This is a genomic window from Thermoanaerobacter thermocopriae JCM 7501 (assembly GCF_001310975.1).
In the GTDB taxonomy this organism is placed as follows: domain Bacteria; phylum Bacillota; class Thermoanaerobacteria; order Thermoanaerobacterales; family Thermoanaerobacteraceae; genus Thermoanaerobacter; species Thermoanaerobacter thermocopriae.
The window spans coordinates 1-21367 of record NZ_BAZY01000028.1; the positions used below are offsets into that span (position 1 = coordinate 1).

The 21367-nt window shown below is 35.3% G+C and carries 14 protein-coding genes and 5 pseudogenes; 4 read left to right on the top strand and 15 right to left on the bottom strand.

Annotation, left to right across the window (positions count from 1 at the left end; all coding sequences use genetic code 11):
- Positions 1–281: 281 nt before the first annotated feature.
- From JCM7501_RS16675 to JCM7501_RS09870, 5 genes and pseudogenes are all read right to left on the bottom strand, one after another.
- Positions 282–440, bottom strand: a complete 159-nt coding sequence (locus tag JCM7501_RS16675) for a hypothetical protein (RefSeq protein WP_256201372.1) — start codon at positions 438–440, stop codon at positions 282–284.
- Between the two features lie 20 nt (positions 441–460).
- Positions 461–1009: an aspartate/glutamate racemase family protein gene (locus tag JCM7501_RS09855; protein ID WP_256201373.1), complete on the bottom strand. Its 549-nt coding sequence runs from the start codon at positions 1007–1009 to the stop codon at positions 461–463.
- Between the two features lie 199 nt (positions 1010–1208).
- The gene (locus JCM7501_RS09860) at positions 1209–2759 is read right to left on the bottom strand and encodes a hydantoinase/oxoprolinase N-terminal domain-containing protein (RefSeq protein WP_013149584.1); all 1551 of its coding nucleotides are present in this window, start codon (positions 2757–2759) and stop codon (positions 1209–1211) included.
- 16 nt (positions 2760–2775) lie between these two features.
- A pseudogene (locus JCM7501_RS09865) lies at positions 2776–3877 on the bottom strand (DUF917 domain-containing protein).
- Positions 3878–4015: 138 nt separating this feature from the next.
- On the bottom strand, positions 4016–5278 hold the full coding sequence (locus JCM7501_RS09870) for a cytosine permease (RefSeq protein ID WP_013149583.1): 1263 nt from the start codon (positions 5276–5278) through the stop codon (positions 4016–4018).
- Between the two features lie 365 nt (positions 5279–5643).
- Here JCM7501_RS09870 and JCM7501_RS15085 point away from each other — a divergent pair, with 365 nt between their 5' ends.
- The 4 genes and pseudogenes from JCM7501_RS15085 (at position 5644) to JCM7501_RS09885 (ending at position 9532) form a co-directional block, all read left to right on the top strand.
- Complete coding sequence (locus tag JCM7501_RS15085; protein ID WP_028992391.1) at positions 5644–5991, top strand: hypothetical protein; 348 nt, start codon at positions 5644–5646, stop codon at positions 5989–5991.
- Between the two features lie 346 nt (positions 5992–6337).
- A complete protein-coding gene (locus tag JCM7501_RS15090) occupies positions 6338–7213 on the top strand; it encodes a sigma-54 interaction domain-containing protein (protein ID WP_256201378.1) in 876 nt (291 codons plus the stop codon).
- 8 nt (positions 7214–7221) lie between these two features.
- Positions 7222–8327: pseudogene (locus JCM7501_RS09880) on the top strand (DUF917 domain-containing protein).
- Positions 8324–9532 (top strand): hypothetical protein, encoded by a 1209-nt coding sequence (locus JCM7501_RS09885; RefSeq protein WP_028992389.1) that lies wholly within the window; start codon positions 8324–8326, stop codon positions 9530–9532. Before JCM7501_RS09880 ends, JCM7501_RS09885 begins: the two are co-directional and overlap by 4 nt.
- A 58-nt stretch (positions 9533–9590) precedes the next feature.
- Here the strand turns inward: JCM7501_RS09885 and JCM7501_RS09890 are convergent, their stop codons facing one another.
- The 10 genes and pseudogenes from JCM7501_RS09890 to JCM7501_RS09925 form a co-directional block, all read right to left on the bottom strand.
- Complete coding sequence (locus JCM7501_RS09890) at positions 9591–10151, bottom strand: uracil-DNA glycosylase (protein WP_012994245.1); 561 nt, start codon at positions 10149–10151, stop codon at positions 9591–9593.
- Positions 10152–10156: 5 nt separating this feature from the next.
- Entirely contained in the window at positions 10157–10717 is a 561-nt protein-coding gene (locus tag JCM7501_RS09895) for a Fe-S-containing hydro-lyase (RefSeq protein WP_028992388.1), read from the bottom strand.
- Positions 10718–10735: 18 nt separating this feature from the next.
- On the bottom strand, positions 10736–11578 hold the full coding sequence (locus JCM7501_RS09900; protein WP_028992387.1) for a fumarate hydratase: 843 nt from the start codon (positions 11576–11578) through the stop codon (positions 10736–10738).
- A gap of 236 nt (positions 11579–11814) precedes the next feature.
- Positions 11815–17316 (bottom strand): annotated as a pseudogene (locus JCM7501_RS09910) (alpha amylase N-terminal ig-like domain-containing protein).
- Between the two features lie 269 nt (positions 17317–17585).
- Positions 17586–18374 carry a YhgE/Pip family protein gene (locus JCM7501_RS15095; protein ID WP_256201374.1) on the bottom strand — a complete coding sequence of 263 codons (789 nt, stop codon included), beginning with the start codon at positions 18372–18374 and terminating at the stop codon, positions 17586–17588.
- Positions 18375–18407: 33 nt separating this feature from the next.
- Positions 18408–18533, bottom strand: a pseudogene (locus tag JCM7501_RS16270) (hypothetical protein); the annotation flags it as partial.
- Positions 18503–19174 carry a hypothetical protein gene (locus tag JCM7501_RS15100; protein ID WP_256201375.1) on the bottom strand — a complete coding sequence of 224 codons (672 nt, stop codon included), beginning with the start codon at positions 19172–19174 and terminating at the stop codon, positions 18503–18505. The pseudogene JCM7501_RS16270 and the gene JCM7501_RS15100, both read right to left, overlap by 31 nt.
- 35 nt (positions 19175–19209) lie before the next feature.
- On the bottom strand, positions 19210–19800 hold the full coding sequence (locus JCM7501_RS15105) for a YhgE/Pip domain-containing protein (protein WP_256201376.1): 591 nt from the start codon (positions 19798–19800) through the stop codon (positions 19210–19212).
- A gap of 134 nt (positions 19801–19934) precedes the next feature.
- Positions 19935–20509 (bottom strand): annotated as a pseudogene (locus JCM7501_RS09920) (TetR/AcrR family transcriptional regulator).
- 25 nt (positions 20510–20534) lie between these two features.
- Entirely contained in the window at positions 20535–21302 is a 768-nt protein-coding gene (locus tag JCM7501_RS09925; RefSeq protein ID WP_013149575.1) for an SDR family oxidoreductase, read from the bottom strand.
- Positions 21303–21367: the final 65 nt, after the last annotated feature.

Below are 21367 nucleotides of genomic sequence, written 5' to 3' on the forward strand. Positions count from 1 at the left end.
TCCCTTCTTTGCTGTCCGTCGCCTCAGCAGCGACGTTTATTAATATATCATTTTTATGTTTCTACTTCAATACCTGTAAAAGGCCATATAAAATCATTTTTCGCAATTACATGTGTTATACTTATTTATGCTTTAAAATACTCCTAATTACAACAATCTGCAATTATTATAGTCATAATTTTTTACACTCAATTTCTGATACCTTTTCTTATTCGTTATTCAAATTCTGTTATATAATAAGAGTGGGTGCAGAAAAAATACCCACTCCAACTCTTTTTTTACTATTTTTCCCACCAAGTATATAGTTTTACTGGTGGAATCATATAGGTCAACCGGCTGTGCTTTAATCCCATACGCACATAAGTCTTAACCATTCTTACTGCAGCAAAGGCCGGATCTATTACCGGAACATCATAACCCTTTTCTTTTAGCCTGTTCATTAGATTCCGAGCTACTCCCATCATCCTGTACAACCTAATACAATAACGTGAACATTTTCTTTTTGAATAGCTTCCAAACTTTCCTTAAATAAAGCATCCTCTAATTTCTGCTTGTCTCCTAAATCTAACACCGGAATATTTACATATCTTATCGATTTTACCCTCTTTTCTATTCCCATTTTAGCAACCAAATCGTGCAACATCGGAACAACATTCGGTAAAACTGTAATAACACCAATGTTTTGGCCAAGTCCTAACACAATTTGCATAGGAGGTTCGAAACCACCACACACGGGTATATCAACAAGTTCCCGGGCAGCATGTACCCCTGGATCCCCGAAACAATCAATAACTATACCCTCAAATCCTTCTTCTTGAGCTTTCTTTACTTTATTTAAGATATCTGGCACAGCCATAGCTTCATCATATTCGCATTCGATGGATGCTGGACCATAATCCAAATTTTCAACATCAACATAATCATCAGGATCTACATAGTGTTTGATTTCCCTTTTAACTTCTTCATTAAATTCATCCGAAGTAATCGGTACAATAATTTTTAGTTTCATAAAAAGCCCTCCTTGTTTTTTCAAAGTTATAGGAAGTGGCTTCCTGCTTCATAGAGCGTTATAATACTCTCCGCAGGCGTAATTTCAAGCCTTTCAGCCTTACCACTCGTAAGGTAAGTGACCCCACCAGACTTGGCTTCCATCTCTTTGGCAGCTCATATCTCTCATATAAAAGATGAATATGAGCTGTTAAAGTCTGTTAAATTAAACTACCTGCAGCTTTAACTCTAATTTTAACCGCATTTCCTGGAAGATATGCTAAAGGTATATCCTCAACGTAAACAATCTCTATTGTGTCAGGATTAGCTCCTGCTTTTATTGCTTCATTTATTGCGCGTTGCTTAGCATCATTTAATGCTGCTTCTCTGCTCATTTCGCTCAAAGAGTAAATACGGTCTACTTCTCCACTAACTTGGGCTATAGCAGCACCTAAAGCATTAGCTACTCCAAAATTATTCGGCCTTATTATTTCACTTACACCATGTATTTCATTACCAACAATAATGCTTCCACCACCAACCAACACAAGAGGTTGTGGATCTTTACTAGTTTTCATCTTGTCAATAGCTTCATTAACCATTTCTTGCATTTTGGCATATACGCGTTTAGCAAATTCTAAAGGTATATCTTTTACTTTTTCCTTGGAACCTACTTCTGCCAATCCCAAACGAACTGCAATGTCAGTAGCAGTTATGGTTTTCCCTCCAAATACCAAAGCCTCTTCGGTAATTCTATATCCTACACTTTCAGGACCTATCTTAATTTCGCCGTTTTTTTCTCGAATAATAGTACCACCGCCAAGTGCAAGCGAAATTAAGTCAGGCATTCTAAAGTTTGTCCGCACTCCACCAATCTCTACGGCAATGGAAGATTCTCTAGGGAATCCCTGAGAAATTACTCCAATGTCACTTGTAGTTCCACCAACATCAAGTACTAGTGCATTTTCTAGTTTGCTAAGAAAAGCTGCTCCACGCATACTGTTTGTAGGGCCACAAGCAATTGTTAAGATAGGATAACGCATCGCATAATCAATCGACATTAAAGTTCCATCGTTTTGACAAAGATATATTTTAGCTTCTGTAAGGCCCTCTCTTTTCAAAGCATCTTTAAAACTATTAGCAGTTGTCCGAGCAACTTCAACTAAAGCAGCATTTAAAACAGTAGCATTTTCTCTTTCAAGTAGGCCAAGGGAACCAATTTCATGAGATAGAGATATTGGTATTTCCCCAAGAACTTCTTGTAATATTTCTTTTGCTCTTAATTCATGTTTATTGTTAACCGGAGAGAATACAGATACTATTGCAATACTTTCTACTTTGCCTTTAATTTCTTTAGCGATTTTACGAAGCTCATTTTCATCCAATGGACTTATCTCTCTACCATCAAATTCATTTCCGCCGGCAATTAGGTAATAGTGATTTCCTACTGCATCAACTAAATCCTTAGGCCAATCAACTAGTGGAGCAATTGCTGCGGTTGCGGGTTTACCAATTCGAATAATTGCAGTTTTACAAAGCCTTTTGCGCTCAGCAACCGCATTCGTAGCATGGGTTGTTCCTAACATTGCATATTTTATTTTTTTTCGGTCTATCTTGCTTTTATATAATACTTTATTCATTGCTTCAAATATCCCGCTCGAAACATCTTTAGTAGTAGGTACTTTAACACTCTCTACTAATTCCAGATTTTCATCTACTAAAACTGCATCAGTATTGGTTCCACCAACATCAATTCCAATACGATATTCCATTTTTTCCTACCTCCTTTTAACCTCTATTGAGTTCTTCTACAGGTATATAATCAACATCATATCCAAAGTAACGCGGACCAACTGTTTCTATACCTTTTTTAGTTCTCCACTTCTCATCACACGGAATTCCTATAATAAATACTCTCTGTCCATAACGTAATCCTTCGGTGGTTATAGGTAAGGCTGTATGGGCATCAACGGTACAAATCAAGTCAGGCACTGTAGCTACAACTTTCCCATTGCGACGTGCTATTAAATTTTCATTTTGGAAATCAATAATCATTGCTTCCCCTTTGTATTGGTCAATTCCGTCTATATGAGCTTCTCCACGAACAAATCCACGTAGTACGCCTTTGCACATCAGAAATTTTGCCTTTAAAAAGCATATAGCCACCTGTTACCTCTAAAAGCGCCTCTATTGGATTTTCACCTTTTTTGCGGGCTTCGCGTATCGCTTTTCCAATTTGTGCTGAATAAGATACAACATTTCTTATTCCTGCTTGTTTTACATCTTTTCCACTCATCGGGTAAATTGCTATCATAACTGATCCACCCATAACTACTGTAGCGTTCCTCGCAAGGCTTTCAGTCCAGAAATTATTGATAGTATGTAAAAGTATAGAATTACCTTTTTCATCTGCTAAAACCATAGGTGTTGCAGAAACTCCATAAAGATGATATGTTACCATTTGCAACTCTGGAAAAGCCCTTCCCATACCATCTACATCTACCAATGGTACCTTTCTTTCACCTGCAACCATAATAGGTATCATTGAATTAACGCCACCAGCTTCAATAGGAAGAACTGCATATACTTCCTTTCCAAGAAAACTTTGGAGACTATCGAAAGCCTTGAAAATCTCTTTTCCTGAAGGAACCTTTTCTACCAATACTGTCGGCGCTCCCATCATTGCCACGGGAACAACTAATGCATCATCAGGTATGTTCTCCACATCAATAAGTTCTACTGGACCATTTCTTTGTATAGATTGAATAGCCATAAGCTTACCTACATAAGGGTCTCCTCCTCCCCCAGTTCCAAGAAGAGCAGCCCCTACTGCGATATCTTCCACCGCTTGTAAATCGATTTTCTCCAATTTTTCTATATCTTTCTTCATTTTCTATAACCTCCTTGTAAAGATATATTGAAATATAAAAACTATACAACTCCGAACATTAAATTTCGAGATACCCCAAAGACCCTAAAAGGAAACTATCGTTTTATATGCATAACCATTTTCTTTCTATTTTTTTCCTCAATGCAAAGCAGTAGCTGATTTTGACACTTTCAATACATAATACAATACCAAATAGCATACCATTGAAGATATTATGCCATTTATGGCTGAAATACCTGTTTTCATAAACAATGCCACAATAAAGCCTATAACCAATGATGCTATTCCTATCCAGTTAATATCTACAATACCAGCCTCCCACATATTTCTATTTCCTTTTTTGCATATCCAGTAATCCGCAATCATGCTACCGGCAATAGGCGGTATACTTGCAGTAAGTACAGTAAGGAAAGAAGTAAAATAGTTTAATATGCCCATGATGGCAAGGACAGTGCCTATAGCACCGGCTATAAAGGTCATAAGTGGTCTTAATTTATTCTCCATGTTAAAAAGGCTTACAATAGCTAGCCCCCCTGAGTAGGCGTTTACCGTGTTGGTAGTCCATGTAGCCAAAATAAGGATTACAGCACCCACAAATCCCAGCCCTAATTGAGCTAAAGCAATTGTTATGTCATATGTACCGGCTACTACAGTGAGGAGTGCCCCAACTACAAGTAGAAACATCCCCGCTGGCCAGACACCCACAAGTCCTGATGTCAAAGCATCCTTCCTACTTTTTGCATATCTTGAAAAGTCAGCAGCAATGACGCCTCCTACTGCAAATCCTCCAACAGCCAAACCAATCGCATAACTCCAGGAATAGCGATCTTTTGGTACATAATTTATCAAATTCTCTATACCGAATGTTGTCAAAACCTGTATTAGACCTACTATAGAGAGAAATACGAGCGCTGGTATGGCAATATAATTTAAGTATTCCAGTGCCTTATAGCCATATACAGCAGTCACTAGCATAATAATACCCCATACCAATCCACTTAACCATACAGGTATATAAATCCCAAGCCACATGTTCATTATTTGAGAAAACGCAGCTCCACATACACTTGCTTGTACTCCAAACCATCCTATACAGGATATTGCAAGAATAGCAGAAATTATAAACCGTGCCCCCTCTCTGCCAAAAGCCGATGAGGACGTAACCACGGTGGGAACCCCTAAATCAGCACCCTGCATTCCTTGAAATGTCATATATACAATTATTATTGTATAACCTATAGCTCCAGCAATTATAGCCTCTAATAGTGGCATGCCCTGGACTATCGCTCCCCCTACCATCAAAGATGATACACATATCATTGATCCTGCCCATATAAGGGCTATACTATACCATGGTCTCTTTTCTGACTCTGGAATCGGATCCAATGCATGTTGTTCCACAATAACGACCCCCTGTCTTGATATTTTTTAATTAAACTTGTAAGATTCATTCAATACTTTGGTATTTTGTTTGCTTTTTTGTTCCAAAACATCTTTTCTTTTTTACTTTAAAGTTATAAAACTTTAAATTTCTGAATAAATTAGATAGCAAATATCGTGCCAATTTGTTTTTAAGTTATCAGTTAAAAAGAGAGAAAAATAAAACGTTTAAGAGTGTATAATTGATAAAATATGTTGACATAAAGTTTTCTTTGAATTAGAATTGTAATAAATAAATCGGTTTATATTTTACGCATTCACTGTATTTTTCTCATTTATTCTCACTTTTTCTCAAAATTTCTCATTTTAAAGCGGTGATAAAATTTATGAGAAATAATTTGATTGATTCTCTTCAAGAAACCTTTGGTTTTGTAACCGAACTTCAGAAAGAATGTTTATCATTTATATCACCTTCAAAAGCAGGCTATCATGTTTGGTCACCACCATGTACTCCCACTTGTCCAAATATCAACAATTGCCCTTATGATTTAATACTTTCTTTTAAAATAGAAAAGAACAATTTTTTGGTTGCTTTACCTAAAAAACGTAGCAAAAATTTAAAAATAACGCCTGCCTCAATCATTAAATTTTTGCAGATTGTATTAGAAACATCATTCGCTTCTGAACAAAAAACAAATAATATTTTATTACTAGAACAGACATTGCAATTTTAGCAAAACAATCAAACATAGAATTCTACCTCTTCAACAACAAAGGGCAAATAATCTTAAGTCAAAATTCTTCTTTTGTTCAGCTCTCTCCATCTGATATTTGGGAAAAACTAGGTGATGCCAATGGTTCAGAAGGATTTATAAAAACTCAATGGGGAAATTTTTATTATCACCTCTTTGTAAAAAATGATAAACCAATAGGCTTAATAATCTGGAAAATCAAATCATTCCAAAAAAATGTAAATTTTTGTCCATCAAGCAAAGATTATTCTTTTGCTATTATAGGTAAAAACTATCATTTTACTGAAATAAAAAACTCATCCGTCAAATAGCTGCAACTGAGCATACAATACTTCTTCAAGGTGAAAGTGGTACAGGCAAAGAGCTTTTTGCTCGTTATATTCATCACTTAAGTCCTCGAAAAGATGGTCCTTTTATTGCCATAAACTGCGCCGCAATCCCTGAAAACCTTCTTGAAAGCGAACTTTTCGGCTATGAAGATGGTTCATTTACAGGTGCTCGTCGCGGTGGCAAACCGGGTAAATTTGAACTTGCTAATGGCGGAACAATTTTTCTTGACGAAATTGGAGACATGCCTTTACCATTACAAGCAAAATTATTACGGGTTTTGGAAGACCGACAAGTAGAACGAATTGGTGCTACTATTTCTCGTCCAGTTGATATAAGGGTTATTGCAGCAACTAATAAAAATTTAAAAGAATTAATTGATGCTAAATTATTTAGAGAAGACCTTTTTTTCCGCTTAAGTGTTTTCCCAGTCTACATACCAGCACTACGTGAGCGCCGAGATGATATCCTTCTTCTTTTAGACTTTTATTTAAAAAATATCTGTCTTGAACAAGATAAACCATTTAAAATTTTCAGTCCAGAAACTATTGAAATTCTTCAGAATTACAGCTGGCCAGGAAACATACGAGAATTAAAGAATGTAGTAACTTACGCCGTTTCACTTTGTAAAGACGATATAATCACTCCACAGTATTTACCGAAGTACTTACAAAATGGCGTATCCTTTAATAAATATCAGTTTACTAACGTTAAAAGCGAACATTCATTTATTGAAGATGAACAGCTCAAAAATCAATTGGAAATTTTATTAGCTAAATATGGCAAATCTACACAATCAAAAAAATTGATTGCTCAAGAATTAGGCATTAGTTTAGCAACCCTTTATCGTTGGCTTAAAAAATATCACATAAGGTAGGTGTGAATATGCAAGAAATTACCTCTGATTGGATTGAACCACTTTGGTATGGCAGTATTTTTCTTGGTTCGGGTGGTGGAGGAAAAAGTGAACTTTTGGCATCCGTACTGGATAAAGCTTTACAAAACCGTGTTATTCCTTTACTAACCCTTGATGAATTGTCTGAAAGTAACTTTTTCTGCGGTATAGGTCTTTTAGGTTCACCGGAATTATGTGAAGAAAATTTACCTCGGGTAAAGAAGCTAGTATTGCCATTGAGGAATTAGAAAAATATACTGGGTTCCAGTTTAATGGAATCTCAATTGTTGAAGGAGCAGGAGTTAATATCTTTTATCCACTTTTAGCAGCACTTCAAACTGGTTTGCCAGTTATTGATGGTGATGCTATGGGAAGAGCTTTCCCCGAACTACAAATGACTACTTATCATCTTGAAAACTTACCTGTTACCCCTTTGGTACTAGTTGATGGCAGTTATAACGTGCATCTGTTCCTTGAAAAGCAAGATACATTTCTTTTAGAACTTAATACGCGCCAGATTGTTTGCCAACAAGGAGGAGTTGGTTATTTTGCAGGCTTTCCTTATTCCGGTTCCGTATTAAAAAAAGTTTTACTTCCAAGTACTCTAACTTTTGCCCGTGAAATAGGTGAATGCTTTTTACATGCTGATAATTACCACGAGCTATTCAACTTGCTTTTAGAGGTAACTTCTAATTCTTTTTATGGTCCTATAGTCGAAATTTTCAAGGTACCATAAAAATATATCCGCATATGAAACTGCCAAGTGGAAAGCAGCAACACTAATCTCACCAAAAGGTGAAGAATTACAACTTCTTTTTCAATATGAGAATTTACTTGCGTTCAAAAATGGTCATATAGCGCTAGTGTACCCGATTTAATTTCCGCAATTGATCTAAATAAACTTAAACCAGTAAATAACAATGAAATTTATGAAGGTCAGCCTCTAGTGCTTCTAGGTCTGCCGGCACCACTTCGACTCAGAATCAATAAAGCTTTAGATGTAGTTGGTCCCCAATGTTTTGGTTATCGAACTATTTACGTGCCGCTAGAAAAACTATATTGGGATTACTACCATGAAAAGGAGGTATTTTTTTGAAAGTTACGTTAGGAATTTTTATAAATGGTCAACACGGAACTATTATTGCTGGGTCAGGTAAATATCTTTTGTACGAGAGAAAATTTTCTTCACAAACTTTTTTAAACGAATTGCAACATTGTCTTACTGTCCTGGGTTTATCTAAAAAAAATGTCAGTAAAATCTATTTTACCCCGCCCTTTTCTTTTTCACCAGAAAATAAGACGAGTTCAATAATCCATCTTAGGCTTGTCCCAGAACAATTTAGTGATTTTTCTGTTTATCCTCAAAATTTACAAAAATCAGTTAAAATCTTGCAAGTAGCTCCACAAAAGCTTTTGCAAAAATTAGAAGAAAACGAAGATCAAATTAAAAAAGCTAAAGTAATTTCCATAATTACACCTTTTGGATTGGTTTATCCAGAAAAAGAGAACAAAGCAGTTTATACAATAAACAAATTTAATCAAGGAATAATACTAAAATCCCAAAATTACCCACATCTCGGTTTTCATAAACGAGAAAAATCATTATTAATAGCTGACAATTTTGTGGTTGCAGTATCACCTTATGTACAACAGCTTAAAAATTTTTTTGCCCCTCATTCTCCAGGAATATATTGGGTTGAAAATGAAGCTGTTTATTTAACTGAAGATTTTTTACCACAAACTTGCGGTAAAATTTACGAATTTACACCATTAATACAACTAGCCCGAGGTGCTGCCGTTTCCTTCGGTTATGATTATGCTTTAGCCCTTTTTAAAATAGGTTCTATATTTAAACTTTTTCAAATACAAAATTATGTTGAAGTAAGTGAATTATCCTCACCTTTTAGTTTCGCTGCTACTTCTTCAGTACAGCCTTTACTTGATGATATTAAAGGCAAACTTCCTAAAGCTCTTCAGGATGTAATTCCTATTTTTAACTTTTCCAGTTGCTATTTTTCTGATTCTTATCCGTACCGGTTTTATCAGATTACTTTTTCAAAATCACTCCGTTACATTGGTTTGCTCACAGCTCCATCGATTTTAACATCTATTACTGTTTGTAAACAAGAAGATTTATATTACCACAAAAAAAGACTACTAAAAAATTTATACCTAGTTAATAAGAACTATAATCTTCTAAAAAAGCCTATAGCTTTTTGTCAAGAAACTCCTATTCGTTATTTAACTTCTAATCATACAATCTTAAAAGTGGAACTAAAAGAGTCAAACTCATTCCAGTAGTATAAAAATATCAACTTCATTTTTCCTAAATTTTTATTCCTCTACGCTTATGAACAAATTACAATAACTTATCTAATTCCTCTTTAATTTTTTTAAAGTCCTCCATTGCAGGCTCTAATTTTTCAGGGTCTCTCAAAATTGCAGCTGGATGGTAAGTTGCTATTATTTTGACGCCTTTTCTTTCAAACCATTGGCCTCTCATTACCGTTATTTTAAAATTTTTGTCTATTATAGCCTTTGCTGCAGTCGCTCCAAGACATACTATTATTTTAGGAGCTATTATTGCAACTTGGTTTCTTAAATAAGGTAAACATGCGTCAACTTCACTTTGCAAAGGCACTCTATTGTTTGGTGGTCTACACTTTACTATATTAGCAATATAGACTTCTCCTCTTTTTAATCCAACCTCCTCTAGCATTTTATTAAGAAGTTGGCCAGCTCTTCCTACAAAAGGTCTTCCTTGTAAATCTTCATCTCTTCCTGGTCCTTCTCCCACAAATATAACTTTTGCTCTTAAATTTCCTTCTCCAAAAACCATATTAGTTTTCGTTTTACTAAGGTCACATTTTGTACAATGTAAACACTCTAAATACAATTCTTTCAAGGGTAAAAGCGCCATTTTTATCACCTTTTTAAATTAGTTTTATATTTTTTTCTTTCAATGTCATATAAATTATTGCCATAAATATCTATAGTAACAATAACAGGGAAATTCTCAACAAAAAATTTATAGATAGCCTCCGTACCTAAATCTTCATAAGCCACTATTTCAGCTTTTTTTACTTTTTGTGCCAATAATGCTCCTGCTCCTCCTATAGCAGTGAAATAGACCGCTTTATACCTTTTCATGGCTTCTATGACTTCTTTACTCCTATACCCCTTTCCTATCATGCCTTTTAATCCCAATTCAATTAATACCGGTGTGTATTTATCCATTCTTCCGCTTGTGGTAGGGCCACAACTTCCTACAACTTGTCCCGGTTTAGGAGGACATGGCCCTACATAATAAATTATACTATTTTTTATCTCAAAAGGTAATTCCCTTCCTTTCTTTAATGACTCTATCATTCTTTTATGAGCTTCATCTCTTGCTGTATAGATTTCTCCTGATAACAATACTAAGTCCCCTGCATTAAGCTGGTCTATTATTTCTTCAGTCAAAGGCGTATTTACTCTTTTATACATCTCATTACCTCCTACATACTATAATATAAAAGTAGCATGTCTTGTAACATGACATCCTAAATTGACAGCTACAGGAAGAGAAGCTATATGGGTAGGATAAGTTTCAATATGAACATCAAGAGCAGTGTTTTTTCCACCTAAGCCTTGGGGGCCAATTCCCAACATATTTATTTCTCGCAATAATTCTTCCTCTAATTTAGCTAACATTTTATCTGGATTTCTTTGCCCTATATCTCTTAACAAGGCTTTTTTTGCAAGATATGGAGCATATTCAAAGTCTCCTCCAATACCTATTCCTACTATTAATGGAGGACAAGCATTTGGACCAGCTTTTTCAACTGTTTCTATAACAAAACTCTTAACTCCTTCTACTCCTTCAGAAGGTTTCAGCATTTTTAAAGCGCTCATGTTTTCACTCCCTGCCCCTTTAGGCATTACAGTTATTGAAAATTTATCACCTTTACAAATATGATAATGGATTATTGCAGGAGTATTATCACCTGTATTTATTCGTAAAATTGGACTTTTTACAACAGACTTTCTCAAATACCCCTCCTCATACCCCAGTCTTACCCCTTCATTTATCGCTTCTTCTAAACTGCCATTTACTATATGTACTTCTTGTCCCATCTCTACAAAAACTATTACTATTCCTGTGTCTTGACATATAGGCATCCTTTGTGTTTTTGCTACTTCAGCATTTGCAATTATATCTTTTAAAATTTCCCTACCTAAAGGGCTTATTTCCTCTTTTATTCTTTCTTTTAAACTTGTAAATATATCTTGAGGTAATTCATAATTAGCTTCAATACATAGCAATTTTACTATTTCAGTAATTTTTTTTGCTTGTATTTCTTTCAAAATTTTTCACTCCCTCTTAAGTTCTTTCAACTATATAATACTATTTTTTTGTAAATTTTTTAAGGAAATTTTGTTGAAGTAAGGCAATGGCAAGTAGGTCTTTGCAATTTCTGCACGTCCTCCAAAAATAACTTGTCAGGTATGCGGTTTTCCTTCTGTTTCTCCTGTATGTACTTTCTGCCGCACATAGGTGGTAAACAACCAATGAAAAAATGCGCCAGAAAAGGCGCATTCATTTATATATTTCCCGTTTTTTCTAAGACTCTGTAAAGCATAGCTGCTGCCTCTGCTCTTGTGGCGTTCTCTTTGGGCCTGAAGGTGTTATCTTTATATCCTTTTACTATACCAAGCTTTACTGCATTTGCTACTGCATTCTTTGCCCATTCGCTTATCTTGTTGTTATCACTGAAAGTGGTATTGCCTATGTTGTCCTCTCTGTACTCTACAAGCTTTCCGTATACTCTCATTATTACTGCTGCCATCTCTTCTCTTGTTATTGGGTCATTTGGCTCATATTCTTACCGTCTCCTAATATTATACCAGCCTTGTATGCTGCTTCTACTGCGTTTGCATACCATGCCCCTTCTTTTACGTCATTGAATTGTCCTTTGTAAGGCTTCTCTTCTATCCCTAATGCCCTTGTCATTAATGCTGCAAATTCTGCTCTGGTTATTTTTTTGTTTGGTAAAAAGGTGTTTTCATCTATCCCTTTTATTATGTGCCTTGATGCCAGTACATTTATTACGTCATATGCCCAATTGTCTTTTGATACGTCTTTGAATTGTTTGTTGTATTGAAAAGCTGCATAGGTTGAGAAGTGTTTCGCTTCAAATGTTATTGTATTTGTCTCTCTGTCAATTTTTCCTCCTATGTATTCCCATTGATTTGTCGTCTCGTTTAAGTAGTATGCTCCTACTTTCCTTATGTCTTTTGCACCTTCTATGTTAAATGTCATTTTTACAGGTGACCCTATTTTTATGTCTTTGTCTCCTGCTTTTATTGTTATGTCATAGGCATCTGTTACAGGCTCGAAAGTTGAAGCTTCCTTTTTGCCTTTGTTGTGTATGTTAAGTTTTATTGTTCCTGCTTTGTTTATGAGGTCAATTGTTTCTTGTGAGACTGTCAAAGTTTTTGCATCAAATTGAAGGGCTACTTCGTCTAATTTTACTACTACGTTTTTGTTATATTCTACTATTAAATTAAACACAGTTACAGGTATTTCTAATGCTTTTTGAGGGGTAGTTCCTATGTTTGTTAAGTCAAATTGTATTTCTTGTTTTGAAGTGTCTTTTATGTCTTTTGCCACTTTGTTTTCGTCTACTTTAAGAATTGTTGTGTTATTTTCTACAACTACTCTGCCTTGTGATACTTCCTCCGATGGTTCTGTTGGTGAAGTAGGCGTAGGTTGTCTCTCATGGCCGGGCTTTTCTCTTGTAACAGTTATTGTTATATCTTTTGTAAGTTCATTATTCTTGTCGCCACTGGGCTCTACATGTATTTTGATAGTATTTACGCCATATTCTAAAGGAATCACTTTTGTAAATACTCCATTTTCTTGTTGCACAAAAGATTCATCATTTATAGTTACTTTCGCACCTTTGTAAGTATTGCCGCGAATCTCTATTTCACTCGTATTTGCATCGACAGTAGTGTTGTCTTTTGGAGAATAAATATATATCGGCAAATCTCTCCATCTTTGTACTGTGTCATTTATTACCATTGTATTTGAACCTTGATTGGTAACAGTTACCTTCCTATTGTCAATTTCCTCTCCGTATTCGCCCTTTTCTACTTTATCCCAGCTCCCTCTCGCATATTTATACTCAATCTTTGTACCCTCATTTAAAGTAAGTGTAATACTGTATGTGTTAGGTCCAGTCTTTATCATTTGCTGAGCAGTTGGATTCCAAAAAGCATCCGGGAAGTTTCCAGCAATATTTACTCCATCATCAGGGGTATAATCAGGCACTGTGACATTAAATGTCACTTTTATAGGTATCATGTCAGGTGTCGCTTTTACTGTATTTGATGCTCTCCTATTATAGGAGGTATCAACTGCCACAACTTTATAATAATACACATTGCCATTTACTACATCTGTATCTACGTAGTTATACACACTGTCAGATACAGTAGCAATTTTCACAAATGGGCCAGTCTCACTTGAAGACTTATAGATTTCGTAGCCGTAAATAGCAACATCATCAGCTGACGGACTCCAGTTAAGTGTAACTCTTGAGGATTCAATTCCTGGTTGCTGTAAGACTTGAACAGTTGGAGGAACTGAATCATTAGATGGAACTACAGTAAATTGTTTAACATCTGTCTGTGTCCAATCTTGACCTTGGTTAGAAGAAAATCTCATAATGTATTCCCATGTGCCTACCATGTCAGGTACAAATTTAGCCATGTATTTGTCATTATTTCCAGAATCCCCTACATATTGTGCATCAACCCACGTCCAGTCACTATTTATAGCAACACCTTCCACTCTGTTATATACGGCACTGTACACAGCATCTCCTACAGTATTGCCAAGGTATCTGTAGCCAAGTTGCGCTATCATATTTTCCCCTTGGCCAGGTTTATCTGTAAGCCTTCTGCCCATACTTCAGCATACACTTCAACTGGATTATTTACGCCTATTACATGTGTATCGGCTTGATTCATATTTCCCGCCCAGCCAATAGGAAATGCTGGATATGCTTCGACTTCATTGCTTAAAGCACTTTCATTTCCATAATTATCTACGGCTGTTACAGCATACACATACTTTAAACCATTAGTAACATCTGTATCAGTATAGCTGGTTTGCGTAACATTTGAAGCTATTTTTTCATATAGTCCTCCTTTAACTGTTGAACGATAGATATTATAACTCACTGCTCTGTCTACTGCACTCCATGAAAGGTCTACTTTGCCATTTCCTGAGACTGCTTTAAGGTCTTGAATTGGCTGAGGCGCTGTCAAATTCTGTCCTGGATCTGAAATGAGTATAGCTCCATCCATTGATCCAACTTCTACAACAATTTGTCCATCATTAACAGTATATGTCTTGCCACTTAAGGCATCTGTAAATGTCACACCATCTCTTATAAATTTAGTGGTATCTATTGAAACTTGTTTTGCGTCACCTTTATTAATTACAACAATCGCCACACTGTCAGGATAAGATTTTCCAAAAACGTCTTTTCCATTTATAATTCTTCTTCCAAAGGCAAAAACATCGCCATTTGCATAAAGTGTCTCAAGGTCTCCTGTTTTTAAAACTTGATTTTCATTCCTTATGTTTACGACTTTCTTAAAGAAATCCTGGAGATCTTTGTCTTCCCTTCCCCAGGGGAATGTTCTCCTGTTATCTGGGTCTTTTCCACCGGATTGTCCTGCCTCGTCGCCATAGTAAATAGAAGGCATTCCCGGATAGCCCATTTGCAATATTGCGGCAAGTTTAAGCCTTTTGACTGCAAGGTCTTTAGCAGCCTGAGAATTTTGATTTTCATCAGCAGAATTATATCCAAATACCGTTAATATTCTCATGGTGTCATGAGAACCTAAAAGATTCATAGTAGAATAAAATACTGGAAGAGGATATCTCTCGTATATACTCATAAGCCTTTGGTTAAGTTTTGCCGCATCTATAGGATTATGAACCACATTTCCATCATCAAATGATTCATCCAATATAAAGTCAATTACTGCATTTCTAAAAAGGTAATTCATAACCGAATTAAAGGAGTCTCCAAGTAAATAAGATGATGCATCCTCCCAAACTTCTGCAATCATTGGTGCATTCGATTTCACAGTATTAATGGAATTTCTAAAATGTGTCCAAAAGTCATTGGATACTTCATTTGCTACATCCAATCTCCATCCATCTGCACCTGCATTTGTGTCTCCATCAGGATTTAGCCAATACTTAGATATCGCATCAGAGTTATTTATGATAAAGTCTGCCCAGCTTTTAACGTTGTACTCACTGCCATTTATCTGCCTTATGACAGGTAGGCTGTCAAATCCCCACCATCCTTCATATGTTCCATCAGGCTTTATTTCATACCACTCACCGTATGGAGACTTTGCCTGATCTCCTTGCAACCATGCCTGATAAGCGCCTAGTCCTTTGTCTAAATATTTCCCATATCTATCAAAGTAAATGCTATCATCACTCGTATGGTTGAAAACGCCATCAAGTATTACCTTAATCCCTTTTGCATGGGCATCTTCCATGAGTTTTTTAAACACATCTAAATTTCCAAACATAGGGTCTATTTTTGAGTAATCAGCAGTATCATATTTGTGATTTGAAGGAGAATCAAAAATTGGGTTAAGGTAAATTACTGATATTCCAAGTTCTTTTAGATAATCAAGTTTATCATCTATTCCTTTTAAATCACCTCCAAAGAAGTCATTGTTCCATATACCGTCATATTTGTAACCGGGTTTATCTTTGTCATTTGGATTATCAGGAAGTTCGTACCAGTCATCATGGAATTCTACAGGGTCACTTCCTCGACTCAAAGTTCTTGCATGGTCATTTGAGGTGTCTCCATTGTAAAACCTGTCAGGAAATATCTGATACATTACTGCACCTTTCATCCAATCAGGGGTGTCTAAATTTTTATCATATACAGTAAGTTCAAAGTCTTTATTTACAGTATCTGTGGCTTTACCCTCACCCCCCAATTGTTCATCGTTATCTCCGTAATAAGCAGTTTTTGTCCCGTCTTTAAGTATAAAGTAATACCAAATTCTTGTGGGATGGTCAAAGCTTAACTTAACTTCCCAGTATTCATATTTCCCATCAGGACTTTGACCGATTTTGTACATGGGTACTTCTATTCTTGTTTTCTTAATATCATCCCAATAGGAAATCTTAGCTGACTCAAGGTCGTGATTTCTTGCTTGTATTCTTAATGTCACAGTATCTCCCGTTTTTATTGCACCGAAAGGCGAGCGGAAGAATGGGTCATGAGTGTCATGTCTTAAATCGTCATAATATATGTTATTATCAGGTCCTGTAAGAGGTGGATTATAATCCGTCCATATTTTATGTGAAACCGAATCATAGTAAAATGTAATCTTAGTATCATAGGCTACATTCAAAGGAATATTTGGCCCATTTTGTTCACCATTTAAGCCATAATTTATATCCCATGAGGCCCTAAAGTCACTTTAAACTCATAATTTCCTTTTGGAACGTTTGCAGTGTATTCGTATACATTATTAAATTTGTAATCCCTCATTACGGCTGTAGAAGTTTCTGGACTCCAGTCACTACCTGCTCCTATTGCTGATTGTATAGTACCTACAATTCTTGGAAGTTTTTCTTCCGGAATTGGTGTATATTTTGTAGAATCAGTAACACTTGAAGTACTGTAATTGTAATAAAAAGTCACTACAGAGTCTTTATCAAGATGAAATTTTAAATTATTTCCAAAACCATCTGGTATCCACTGACTCCCATTCAAAACTATTTTATACTCATAATCACCTGCAGGTAATGCAGTATGTGTCGTGTATTCATAAAAACCATTGCCTTTATATGTCATTACTGTTATGCTGCTGTCGCCCTTCCAGTCGGTATCCCCAAGTTTTGACTGAAAATTGCCTGCCACAACAGCAGTCGCTGGTGCTGTATCTGTCTCAGCTTTTGCAAATTCCATAGGCATTGAGCCAAACACTGCTGTAAAAATTAAAAGAAATGACAATAAAAACCCTAATATTCTTTTATTAAACATTATAATCCCCCTTTCCACTATGTTTTTATCTAAAAATCTTTCAAAAAGCTCTTTTCCAATATCACCCCCATCTCTTTTAAGCAATCGCTTTCACAAGTCACAAAAAGATAAATGTACTTATGTACACATTTCCTTGTGCAAATTTTTGCGCAACCGTTTTCCTTTGTATTTATTATAAATTATAGCTTTTTTGTTGTCAATATGTTGTTAACACATACACTATATGTAAATTTTAAATTTATAGGGCTACTATAAAGCAGCCCTATAAATTATATTTGCTTTAGCCTTTGCGTTATCTCCATTTTATCTGCTTTTTCTGCTAAAAGTATTATAAACACTAAGAACAGCACTCCAAATCCTGCAATTATAGAGATATTGTGCAGTATTGCGCTAATATTGTTCCCAGATATTGCCTCCCTAAGTCCTGCAACTCCATATGTCATAGGCAAATAAGGATTTATTACGTTGAAAAATTTAGGTAAAAGTTCCATTGGGAAAGTTCCTCCTGATGAGGTTAGTTGAAGCATTAATAATACTACTGCAAAGAATTTACCTGCAATGCCAAATAGCATTACAAAAAGCTGAATTATAGCGATAAAAGTGAGAGACATCACAGCATTTATTAAGTAATAGTAGAATAAATTATGCACATCTAATTTTAGCCCTTCTACAAGTACAAAACTTGATACCACCGATTGCAAGATACCTACTAATGCTAAAGACATAAATTTTCCTAATTGTATAGAAACATTGTTCATTCCTTCGTATTTTTCCTTATCAAAAATATCTATCAAGAAGAAGAGTATTAATGAACCCACCCACAAGGATAGAGGTATAAAATATGGTGCAAACCCAATTCCATAATTTTTAACTGGATAAAGTCTTCTAGTATCAAGTATTATAGGTTCATTAATCATATCCTTTTTAGTCGTTGTAATTCCTGATGAATCTATTTTTTGAGACGCATCACCTAATTTTTGCACTAAAAGCCTCTGATTATCATATAAACTTTTTGCTCCATCTGCAAATTGCCTAGTTCCATCTTTAAGAAGTGCCATACCATTATATAAAGAATTAGCACCATTATATAATTTTGAGGATCCATCGCTTAAATTTTTTATCCCATTATTGAGACTATATAAGCCATTTGAAATTTCTTTTAATTTTTCTCCCGCTGTATTTATGCCTACACTAAGCTGGCTACGCCACTGTGCAATTTATTTGAACCGTCTACAAGTTGGCTGGACACTTGAGACATATATGAAAGACCTGATGCTAAAGAATCCATACCATTATTAATTGTATTGGAAGCCTCCTGCAATTGTGCAAGAGCAGTGTTTAATTGTTGAACTTTTGTCAAACCGCTATTTAAGTTTTGACTCATGCTATCAATCCCTGCATTAGAATATGCAATCGCAATAAGGACTTTTTGTAGTTCAGGGTCGCTACTTGCTTCAGGGTGTTTTGCAATATAATCTTTCAAAGCAACCTGCGCACTATCTAAAGCTGTAGAAATTTGGCTCAAGCCACTTCCCAGTTGTGAAATACTGTCGGCGAAAGAAGAAACATTTTGCCCTACTTGATTATATCCATTGACAAGAGAATTGATTCCATCTTTTAGTTTAATAGCACTATTAGAAGCATCATTTAATCCTTGATTAATTCCTGTTATTCCATTTTGTAATGAATTCATTCCACTTAACAAGGCTTCTGTATTGCTTGCATCAGAAAATTTTTGCGAAAGAAGACTTGCTCCATTGTATAAAGCTGTAGAACCATTTAACGCTTGATTAAGGCCATTTCTTAAATCTAATACGCCTTCTTTTATTTGTTTGCTTCCATCTAATGCAGCACTCATACTCTCGTTTAATTTACGTGCACCATCATATAATTCTAACGTACCTGTTGCAAGTTATTCTCTGCCTCCGAAGCTTCTTTTAAACCACTGCTTAATTCATCAACACTTTTAAAAAGAGCATCAATATATCCTTTTCTTATAGAATTTGCTATTTCTGTTTGAAGACTTTCTATAGCTTTATTGCCAATTTGTGTTGCAAGGAAATTTTTCTTATCGTTAGTTATATACTCAATAGTAGCCTTCTTGGGAGTAGAAGAATCAACACTTGTAATATTTTGAGTAAAATCCTCGGGAATCATAATCATAAAGTAATATTTTTTTCCTTTAACTCCGTCAATACCTTTTTTATAATCTACAAAATCCCATTTAAATTCTTTGTTGTTTTTTAACTTTTGTACAATTTCATTCCCAAAGTTTTCTTGTTTGCCATTGTATACTCCGCCTCTGTCTTCATTGACAACTGCAATCGGGAGTTTATCTAACATAGAATAAGGGTCCCAAAAGGCATATAAATATAGAAAGCTGTAAAGCAAAGGCATAAAAGCAACAACAATAACTGCAACCCTTATAAACCTACTTTTTATTATTTTTTCTATTTCTTTTGCTGCCACTTCAAATGCTTTCAATTTTTCTCCTCCTTTCATCAATTTTTAGACTGACCAGTCAGTACAGTTATTATTATATTCTCCTCTTCTCAATGTGTCAATAAAAAAGTACCTTTGATTTCAAAAATAAAAAACACCTCCTTTGAGGTGTATTATCATTGAAGTTGAAGCCCTTTTAATGCAAAATTAAACACACTATCCGTTATATCGTGTGGATTAAATTTCTGGTTACTATCTTCTACAACTTTCAATGCCAAAATTGAACTTATCATGCCAAAAAAGGCAGCTGCTACTATCTTTCATCACAATCAGCAATGAGTTTTTGCTCCTTGCCTTCTTTAATAATATTTTCTATTAACTCAAGATAAGTATATAATTTCTCCCTGAATTTGCGAGGAACTTCCCCATGACCCCATATCTGGCTTAGCAAAACTATTATAAAGTCGTGATTTCTGTACAAAAAATTAGTCTGTACAAAGATGATTTTCTGTAGTTTTTCTATAGCATTATTTAGCTTACCTATCTCTTCTATTGCTTCTTGTTTCAAAATTTTTATACCTTCTTCAATTAAAAACTCCAATATATCGTCTTTGCTTTTAAAATGATAATACAATGTCCCTTTTGCTACCCCAGCATTTTCCGCTATTTCTTCCATGGTGCTTTTGTAAAATCCACTTTTTGAAAAGGTCTTTATCGCCGCTTTAAAAATCTTTTCTTTTGTCTTATTCATTTCCCTTCATTCCCTTTCAATAAAATTAAACATATATCATTTTAACTGTCATTCCGCCATCCACAATGAGATTCGCTCCTGTAATAAAAGAAGCTTCTTCCGAACATAAAAATAAACATGCATTTGCTACGTCCTCTGGCTTACCTACCCGCCCTGCAGGATGCTGCAAATGGTCCTCTTCTGTCAATTGGGGCTTTTTAGCTTCTCTACTTTTCTTCCATTCAGACACTTCTATCCATCCCGGACTTATAGAATTCACTCTTATTTTATCATAACCTAAACTTATTGCAAGAGAGTGGGTTAAGGCTATAATACCTCCTTTTGAAGCAGAATAAGGTTCTGTATGAGGTTCTGACATAAATGCCCTTGTAGAAGCAATGTTTATTATGACTCCTCCACCATTGTCTCTCATGTGAGGAGCAACATATTTTGAACACATATATGTTCCTCTCAAGTTGACATTTATAACTCTATCCCATTCCTCCATGGGCCTTGTGTAAATCGTCCCTCTTGCTCCAACACCTGCATTGTTTATCAAAATATCGATCTTACCATAGGTTTTTATCGTCTTATCTACCAAATTCCCAACATCTTCCTCTAAAGAAACATCTGTATGTACAAAAAGTGAGTCTCCACCTTTAGATTTTATATATTCTTCATTTTCTATGCCAGCTTCATCGTCAATATCGGCTATAACTACTTTTGCTCCTTTATCAGCAAAAGTTTGCACGATACACCGCCCTATTCCCTGTCCTCCACCTGTCACTATCACTACTTTGTCATTAAAATCCATAGTTATTAACCCTCCAATCTCTTAACTTATAAAAGAAGATAAGGTAACCCCACTCATTTACTAAA

Coding starts and splice junctions, on each gene's coding strand:
- JCM7501_RS16675 (WP_256201372.1), bottom strand. CDS start 440: ATGAACAGGCTAAAAGAAAAGGGTTATGATGTTCCGGTAATAGATCCG.
- JCM7501_RS09855 (WP_256201373.1), bottom strand. CDS start 1,009: ATGAAACTAAAAATTATTGTACCGATTACTTCGGATGAATTTAATGAA.
- JCM7501_RS09860 (WP_013149584.1), bottom strand. CDS start 2,759: ATGGAATATCGTATTGGAATTGATGTTGGTGGAACCAATACTGATGCA.
- JCM7501_RS15085 (WP_028992391.1), top strand. CDS start 5,644: ATGAGAAATAATTTGATTGATTCTCTTCAAGAAACCTTTGGTTTTGTA.
- JCM7501_RS09890 (WP_012994245.1), bottom strand. CDS start 10,151: ATGGCGCTTTTACCCTTGAAAGAATTGTATTTAGAGTGTTTACATTGT.
- JCM7501_RS09895 (WP_028992388.1), bottom strand. CDS start 10,717: ATGTATAAAAGAGTAAATACGCCTTTGACTGAAGAAATAATAGACCAG.
- JCM7501_RS15095 (WP_256201374.1), bottom strand. CDS start 18,374: ATGGCACTTCTTAAAGATGGAACTAGGCAATTTGCAGATGGAGCAAAA.
- JCM7501_RS15100 (WP_256201375.1), bottom strand. CDS start 19,174: ATGAGTGCTGCATTAGATGGAAGCAAACAAATAAAAGAAGGCGTATTA.
- JCM7501_RS09925 (WP_013149575.1), bottom strand. CDS start 21,302: ATGGATTTTAATGACAAAGTAGTGATAGTGACAGGTGGAGGACAGGGA.